Annotated in this window: 1 protein-coding gene; it reads right to left on the bottom strand. The window is 48.3% G+C overall.

From position 1 onward, the window contains the following. Positions 1 to 377: GTP-binding protein (locus FLQ44_RS11295; protein WP_240801258.1), on the bottom strand; the 377-nt coding region annotated here is incomplete at both ends.

Raw genomic sequence — 377 nt, forward strand, 5'->3', positions numbered from 1 at the left:
ATCGGACCGTCTGTCGCTGCTACTAATTCTAATAACTCTTCGTCATCTACCATGTCGCATTTGTTTAAGAATACGATGATGTATGGTACGCCTACTTGGCGACCTAATAAGATGTGCTCACGAGTTTGTGGCATCGGACCGTCTGTCGCTGCTACTACTAAGATTGCACCGTCCATTTGCGCAGCACCGGTAATCATGTTTTTAACATAGTCCGCGTGTCCCGGGCAGTCTACGTGTGCGTAGTGACGTGTTTCCGTATCGTACTCAACGTGTGATGTGTTGATGGTGATACCACGCGCTTTCTCTTCCGGCGCATTATCGATTTGGTCGAATGCACGAGCCGCACCACCGAAGTGTTTTGATAATACGGTAGTGAT

Source organism: Vogesella mureinivorans (genome assembly GCF_007644035.1).
Lineage (GTDB): Bacteria > Pseudomonadota > Gammaproteobacteria > Burkholderiales > Chromobacteriaceae > Vogesella > Vogesella mureinivorans.